At 61.0% G+C, this 6,993-nt stretch carries 8 protein-coding genes and 1 pseudogene; 4 read left to right on the forward strand and 5 right to left on the reverse strand.

The genetic code is table 11. From position 1 onward, the window contains the following. Positions 1-26: 26 nt before the first annotated feature. Entirely contained in the window at positions 27-707 is a 681-nt protein-coding gene (locus AC1DKH_RS25290; RefSeq protein ID WP_008020398.1) for a response regulator, read from the forward strand. After that, positions 704-2,029, forward strand: a complete 1,326-nt coding sequence (locus AC1DKH_RS25295; RefSeq protein ID WP_477799636.1) for an ATP-binding protein — start codon at positions 704-706, stop codon at positions 2,027-2,029. The genes AC1DKH_RS25290 and AC1DKH_RS25295 overlap by 4 nt, the downstream gene beginning before the upstream one ends. Positions 2,030-2,300: 271 nt before the next feature. Here the strand turns inward: AC1DKH_RS25295 and AC1DKH_RS25300 are convergent. The 5 genes and pseudogenes from AC1DKH_RS25300 to AC1DKH_RS25320 form a co-directional block, all read right to left on the reverse strand. After that, a pseudogene (locus AC1DKH_RS25300) lies at positions 2,301-2,609 on the reverse strand (DUF6162 family protein); the annotation flags it as partial. Then, a complete protein-coding gene (locus AC1DKH_RS25305; RefSeq protein WP_477765430.1) occupies positions 2,606-2,935 on the reverse strand; it encodes a hypothetical protein in 330 nt (109 codons plus the stop codon). The pseudogene AC1DKH_RS25300 and the gene AC1DKH_RS25305, both read right to left, overlap by 4 nt. After that, positions 2,932-3,474 (reverse strand): thiamine pyrophosphate-binding protein, encoded by a 543-nt coding sequence (locus AC1DKH_RS25310; RefSeq protein WP_477799637.1) that lies wholly within the window; start codon positions 3,472-3,474, stop codon positions 2,932-2,934. Before AC1DKH_RS25310 ends, AC1DKH_RS25305 begins: the two co-directional genes overlap by 4 nt. After that, positions 3,471-4,673: a PepSY-associated TM helix domain-containing protein gene (locus tag AC1DKH_RS25315; protein ID WP_477799638.1), complete on the reverse strand. Its 1,203-nt coding sequence runs from the start codon at positions 4,671-4,673 to the stop codon at positions 3,471-3,473. Before AC1DKH_RS25315 ends, AC1DKH_RS25310 begins: the two co-directional genes overlap by 4 nt. Before the next feature lie 289 nt (positions 4,674-4,962). Then, a complete protein-coding gene (locus AC1DKH_RS25320; protein ID WP_477756045.1) occupies positions 4,963-5,421 on the reverse strand; it encodes a VOC family protein in 459 nt (152 codons plus the stop codon). Positions 5,422-5,711: 290 nt separating this feature from the next. Here AC1DKH_RS25320 and AC1DKH_RS25325 point away from each other — a divergent pair, with 290 nt between their 5' ends. Then, entirely contained in the window at positions 5,712-5,981 is a 270-nt protein-coding gene (locus tag AC1DKH_RS25325; RefSeq protein WP_477756046.1) for a hypothetical protein, read from the forward strand. 101 nt (positions 5,982-6,082) lie between these two features. Beyond that, entirely contained in the window at positions 6,083-6,697 is a 615-nt protein-coding gene (locus AC1DKH_RS25330) for a LysE family translocator (protein ID WP_008054246.1), read from the forward strand. The last annotated feature ends 296 nt before the right edge of the window (positions 6,698-6,993 follow it).

The following is a 6,993-nucleotide window of genomic DNA, read 5'->3' on the forward strand; positions in this document are numbered from 1 at the left end:
TAGGCTTTATTTCTACGAGGCTCCCCATGCACGTACTGGTTTGCGAAGACGATGAACTGATCGCCAGCGGTATCGTCGCCGGTCTGACCGCCCAGGGTCTGACCGTGGAGCACGTCGCCACGGCGTCCGCCGCCCGGGCGATGCTCAAGGTGGCGGAGTTCGATGTCATGGTGCTCGATCTCGGGTTGCCGGACGAAGATGGCCTCAAGCTTCTGCAGCAGTTGCGCCATCAAGGCCTGGAGTTGCCGGTTTTGATCCTCACCGCCCGGGACTCGGTCACCGACCGCGTCGATGGCCTGCAAGCCGGCGCGGACGACTATCTGCTCAAGCCGTTCGACTTGCGTGAACTCGCTGCACGCTTGCACACGCTGTTGCGGCGGGTGGCGGGGCGCAGCGTCAACCTGATCGAACACGGAGCCCTGACCTACGACCCGAGCAGCCGCGAAACCACGCTCGCGGGACAGCCGGTGGACCTGTCGCGCCGCGAACAGTCGCTGCTGCAAGCCTTGTTGCACAACCGTGGGCGGGTGCTGTCCACCGAGCAACTCAAGGACAGCGTCTATGGCTTCAACGACGAACTGGAAAGCAACGCCCTCAACGTCCATATCCATCACCTGCGGCGTAAACTCGGCAACGGCATTGTCGAGACCGTGCGCGGCCTGGGCTATCGCCTGGGGCCGGCTGATGGCGGAGAAGAATCAAAGTGATGAGTCTGCGTTTGCGCCTGAGCCTGACGCTCGGCGCCGCATTTGCCTTGATCTGGGCCCTGGCCGCGGCCTGGATGCTCAGTGATCTGCGCAATCAAATGATGTTTTCCCTCGACCAGCGCCTGGTGGCGTCGGCACGCATGGTCGCCGGCCTGATGGAGCAACTGCCGCCTGTGCCGAGCAAGGGTGAGGGCACCCATTTCAGCGCCGAACAACTGAACATTCCGGGTGGCATGGCGTGCCAGGTCAGCTCATTGCGCGGTGAAATCCTCGCCCGTAGTCACACCGATCCGCAGCAGGCCCTGGAGGCCGAGAAACTCGGTTTTCACGATCAGATGATCGACGGCGCGCCATGGCGCAGCTTCACCTTGGCCCGGGGCGATCTGCGCATCACCACCGCCGACCGGCAGATCGAGCGCGAGGCGTTGAACATGTCGATCCTGCTGGCCGCTTCGGTGCCGGTGGGCGTGGCGCTACTCGGTTGCCTGTGTTTGCTCTGGCTGGGCATCGGCCAGGGGCTGGCGCCGCTCAACCGCATGCGCGACGCCTTGATGCGCCGCAGTGCCGACTCCCTCGAACCCTTGCAGATCCAGCCGCTGCCCAGCGAGCTGCAACCCTTGCTGGAAACCCAGAACCAGTTGCTCCAGCGCATCGGCAAGACCATCGAGCGCGAACGTCGCCTGACCGGAGACGCGGCCCACGAACTGCGCAGCCCGCTGACCGCGATCAAGACTCACCTGCAAGTGGCGCGGATGACTGAAGGCAGCGCCCGGGACCAGTCCCTGGCCCGGGCCGAAGAGGGTGCCGACCGCATGCACCGGACCCTCGAACAATTGCTGTTGCTGGCGCGCGTCGAGGGCAGTCTGTCGTTTGACGACGGTGTGCAATGCAACGCCGAGCAAGTGGCGAAACTGGCGATCCAGGACGCTGCAAGCGGCGATCGCCAGCGCATCAGGTTTCAGGCACCGGGCAAGGTTTCCGCCGCGCCTGTACAAATGCCCGCCGTGCTGTCGATTGCCGCGCTGCGCAACTTGCTCGACAACGCACTGCGCCATACCCCTGCCGACAAAGCGGTGGAGTTGAGCCTGGAAACCACCGGCAATCGTGTGCAGTTCGTGGTGCGCGACCATGGGCCGGGGATTGCCGAAGAAGATCTGCAACACCTGACCCAGCGTTTCTGGCGCAACGGCCAGAGCACCGGTTGTGGTCTGGGGCTGGCGATTGTCCAGGCCATCGTCCAGCGTTGCGGCTGCACGTTGCATTTCGATAGCCGGCCGGACGGCTTGCGGGTCGAGCTGACGATGCCGTTGCAACCCGTCTGAAAAACACCACATACCACTGTAGGAGCGAGCTCGCTCGCGATGGTCGATAACGATAACGCGTGCTTTCTGAATGCACGCGGTGTTCTTGAGTCCATCGCGAGCAGAGCTCGCTCCTACAGAGGTTTCCGTGTTACCGCCTAAATCCCTCAAGCGCTGATGCGTTTCCAGAACAGGAAAACCTTATTGAGGGGGCGAGAGATGTCAGTCGCTACCAGCCTTATCGAAGAGCAGTCGGCGACGCCCGCCGAGACGCTTTATCAATTCAACGAATCTGGGCAAATGGCGCAAAACCTTCCTCGGCGAGAGCCTCGGGTGTCGGCAGCGCTTGCTGTTCCTGGCGCAGCAGGTGGATCTCGTCCAGCGTCACCCGCAAATCGGCGTAGATACCTTGTTCGGATGCACTGAGGTCACGGCGCGCATCCAGTTGATGGCTGCCGACGTTGCTCACCTCATGGGGTTCACCACGCCAGAGCACCACCGAGCCGGCCACCGCCAAAATCATCAGGCACAGCAGCAGAACGTAGAGGGTTTCGTGACCGGCCCCGGCCGGGCGCACGACTTGGGTCGTTGGAGTGCTCATGGTGCCTCGATGTCCGCTTGGTCGATTTCCACGACGTGACCGGGGCCGGCGTCAAACAGCACATAGAACTCGGCGCCGGGCTTCTTGAAGGTCAGGGTCGAATCAGGCCCGAGCTTGCCCGGCACCAGAATGGTTTCGTCATAGCCGATCACATCGAGAGTCACGCCCGGAGCGCCGCTGCCGTCGGAAAAACCGCCGGTGCACTTGATCTGCTCCGCGTCGATGGCCTTGCATTCGCACATCGGGTTGTGGGCCAGGGCGCTGGCGCTGAAACCGGCGCAGAGCAACAGCAACAGGGCGTTGAGCGAGCGAAGAGGGTTGATCATGGTTTGCCTCCTTGTTTGTTCAACCAGGCGATGGTGGCGGGGGAGGCCTGGCTCAAAGGAATGGATGCCTGATGCATGGCGCCGTCCCAGCCTTCCATGGTGATCCACAGTTCGGCGTCGGCCGTGGTCTTTTCCGGGACGGGTAGTGAGGCGCCCATGCGGTACGGGGCGCCGAAGAAAATCACCCCGGCGGCGCGCAGGCTGCGGGGCTTGCCGATGCGCAGGTAAGTGGCCTTGACCCGTCCGATACAGGCTTCGCACAGCGCGGCGTTGAAGCCCTTCATGTAACCGGCCGGGTCATCGAGCATGGGTGCGGCGTTACGCAACTCCGCCAGGCGCAGGCTCCAGGGACCGACCTGGACTTCGCCGACTTCCCGTTCGCCCAGGCCACTGTCGCCCCGCATCAGGGACTCGTCGGCGAAATACTTGGGCATGAAGCCGAGAGGAATCAGCAGCAACAGGACGTTCAGGTGAAAGCGCCATTTGTGCCAGAACAGGCTAAGGCGCGAGGGTTGAGAGACCGCAGTGTCTTTACTCACAGATTGACCTCCGACACTTCGTTGTTCGTAGTCGGTTGCGCCGCTGTGCCGCGCTGTTTCTTGTTGCTGCGCTTGAAGGCATTGGCCGTGGCCAGTGCCGTGCGCTTGGTCCAGATCAGCAAACCGCTGAGCACCATCATGCTCAGCAGCAGGCCGAAGAACGCCCAGATCAGCTTGATCCACAGTCCGCCGAAATCACCGGTGTGCAGCGGGCGCATGGACTCGGTGACGAACTCCAGGGTCGAACGGTCGGAAATCAGGCGCGAGGCGGCGACTTCGCCGTTGTACGGGTTGAGGGTCGCGGTCTGGAACATCAACGGATACCAACCGCGTCCGCCGACATTCAGATGGCTGTAGGCATTGCCCGGCAGGCTGACGAAACTGGCCTCCAGTCCGGAGATTTCCTGCGTGGCGATTTCAATCGCACGATCAAGGTCGATACGCGGCGGGGGTGAGCCATCGGCTGACAGCGGCACCGCTTCGCGGGACATCGCCGGGATGATCTTTTCCGTGGAAATGGAAATCTGGTTATCGGACAGCAGTGCCTGGATCAGGAACCAGGTGCCGGTGATGGAAATCACCGCGATGAACCAGATCGACCAGATGCCGCTCAAGCGATGAAAGTCGCCCCAGAAAATCCGCGCGCCGTGGCGAATGCGCAGGGTCGGGCGGAAAAAACCTTTCCAGAAGCGTTTGTAGACCACCAGCCCGGTGACCAGAGACGCCAGCAATGGCAAGCCGAGAAACGACACCAGGTACCAGCCCCAGCTATAGCCATTGGTAAAAGGCACCAGCCACCAAGCGTGCAGGGCGCGGGTGAAGGCGCGGAAGTTGAATTGCGGCGCGACACCCTGGATCACGCCGCTGTACGGATTGACATAAATCACCACCGAGCGCCCGTCGGGGTAGCTGACTTCGACATCCAGGGCGAAGTGCGATTCGTCGGGGCGGCTGATGCTCTGCACCACGGTCTGCGGTTCGGCCCTGTTGATGGCCTCGATGACCTGCTGATAGCTGAGCAGCGGAGCATCGTCCGAGGGCTGGCTGGCGCGCATTGGCGGGTTGGCCAGCCAGACGATTTCCTGGCTGATGACGGCCAGGGTTCCGGTCACACAGACGATCAGCACGAAAAACCAGATCGGCAGCGCCAGCCAGCTATGGACCAGGAACCAGATTTTTGAACGGGACTTCTTTGACATGTTGGAGGTCTTGCCTGGATGAGAGGCTACTCGGCTGCGGGCTTCGCAGGGATGAGCGCCCTGAAAGTCCAGTCGTGGCTTTTGCCTACGCGACAGGACTGCATCTAGGTAGGACGGATGAGCAGGGGAAATCCCGAAAGGGGAAATGAAAGAAAATGTTTCGCATTGCCGACAGGTCAGGGGCGGGCATGCTTGCGCAAGTGATCAGCAAGTCGGCGGTGCTGTTGAAGGCGGGGCCCCTGTGGGAGCGAGCCTGCTCGCGAAGAGGCCCGCTCCAGCACCAGGGATTTCAACCCTGGGCAAACATCTCCTTCGCCCGTTGCTCGATCTGCTCCTGGGTCAGGTCTTCCTTGTGCGTGGCCAGGAACCACAGGTGCCCGTAGGGATCTTTCAAGGTCCCTGAACGGTCGCCGTAAAACTGATCCTTGACCTCCGATACAACGGTTGCGCCGGCATCGATCGCCTGTTTGTAGGACTTGTCGACATCCGTCACGTACAAATGCAGACCCACCGACGGCGAATTGTCCGGGTTGCTCAGCGGCCCTTGATCGCACGGTGTGCCCAGCATGATCGGGCAATCGCCGATGCGCAGTTCGGCGTGGCCGACACCGCCATCGGGCATGTTCAGGCGCATGACTTCAATGGCGCCGAAGGCTTTTTTGTAGAAAGCGATGGCTTCGGCGGCTTTGTTGATGCCCAGGTAGGGGGTGATGCTGTGATACCCCTCTGGAATGGGTTTGACGCTCATGATGGATCTCCCTGTTCTTGTAGTGTGAATGGAAAGTGCCTGTGCCGTTGTACGACCGAATAAATATAGGCCAGCCTCTTTCGCCTCACCGATTGCCCGACGAGCAGCAGCGCCATACAAGTGTCATCAAGTCGGGTCCAGCCAATGCGCCCCCGGCCCGCGTTCTCCCAGCGCATCGACAATGATCGCCATTTCTTGATAGCCACTATTGAAAGCGTTGATTTCTGCTGCCCGAGAGGCGCGGGTAGCCTGTGTTCATTGCCTCGAACCCAGTCGCCAGGACGCCAGAAATGAAACCGATGATCGCTACGATGCTGATGCTCGCCGTCTCCGTACTCGCCGGATGTGCCAGCCATGTCTCCCCCGAGCTTCGCCCTTACACGGCTGAAGAAAGCAAGGAACTGGCACTGGAGGCGCTGAACCGCCGCGGTTTGTCCTTTGACGAATACCACGCGAAAAAAGCCGAACTGCTCGGCCAGCCGCAAAAGTCGTTCAACTTCGACAACCAGGGTGAAATGAACGCAGGGCGATCTGTACAGCTCCACGGTCGTCCAAGCTGAGGCGAAACTGTACTGCTCCAAGTTTCGCGTAACTGTCCATGGGTTTTGTCCAGGGTGTGCGATAGGGTCAACACCTGAACGCCCCTGACGGACTGCCACCCATGACGCTCTCTCTCGACCTGCTGCTGGGCTTCGCCCTGTTTGCCCTCGTCACCTCGATCACACCCGGCCCGAACAACACCATGTTGCTGGCATCCGGGGTGAACTTCGGCTTCAACCGCACGATTCCGCACATGCTCGGCATCACTTGTGGCTTCTTTGTACTCGTGGTGGCGGTCGGTTTTGGCCTTGGCGCGGTGTTCCAGACTTACCCTTTGCTCTACACCGTGCTGCGTTATGCGGGGGCGGCGTATTTGCTGTATCTGGCGTGGAAAATCGCCCATTCCGGGCCCATGTCGGAGAGTCAGCAGGGCGAGGCGAAACCGATCAGCTATTTGGGCGCCGCCGCGTTCCAGTGGGTCAATCCCAAGGCCTGGATCATGGCCATTGGCGCCATCAGCACCTACACACCGATGCAGGGTTACTTCACGAATGTGATCGTGATCGCGGCTGTCTTTGCGATCATCAACCTGCCGAGTGTCGGTGTCTGGGCCGCTTGCGGCACGCTGTTGCGCAACGTTCTGAAGGATCGTCGCTGGCTGCGCCTGTTCAATTGGGGCATGGCCGCGCTGCTCGTGGGTTCGCTGTATCCGCTGTTGCTCGAAAGCTTTAGCTGACGCATTGCTTCAACCGCTTGCCCGATGCCTGTTAAGCTGACTTTTCAGGAGCGTTCCTACGCACTTTTAAATGAAGTAATTCTTCTTTAACGGCATCCGATCAGGTATTGGTAGCGTTCTGAAAACAGCGCGCAGCTCACAAGGCTGCGCTTTGCCGTTGTGCGCCAGGCATGGCGCGTTGCGCATAAGCGCAACCAGTTTGGCTGTGGTGGCCACGCTGGTGACTTGGAGGTGAAAGTCCTCTACACACCCGGCAAGGGGAAGTGTTAGCCAGAGGCAAGGGTGTCGCGGGTGAC

This window comes from Pseudomonas sp. 05L36 (assembly GCF_056398125.1).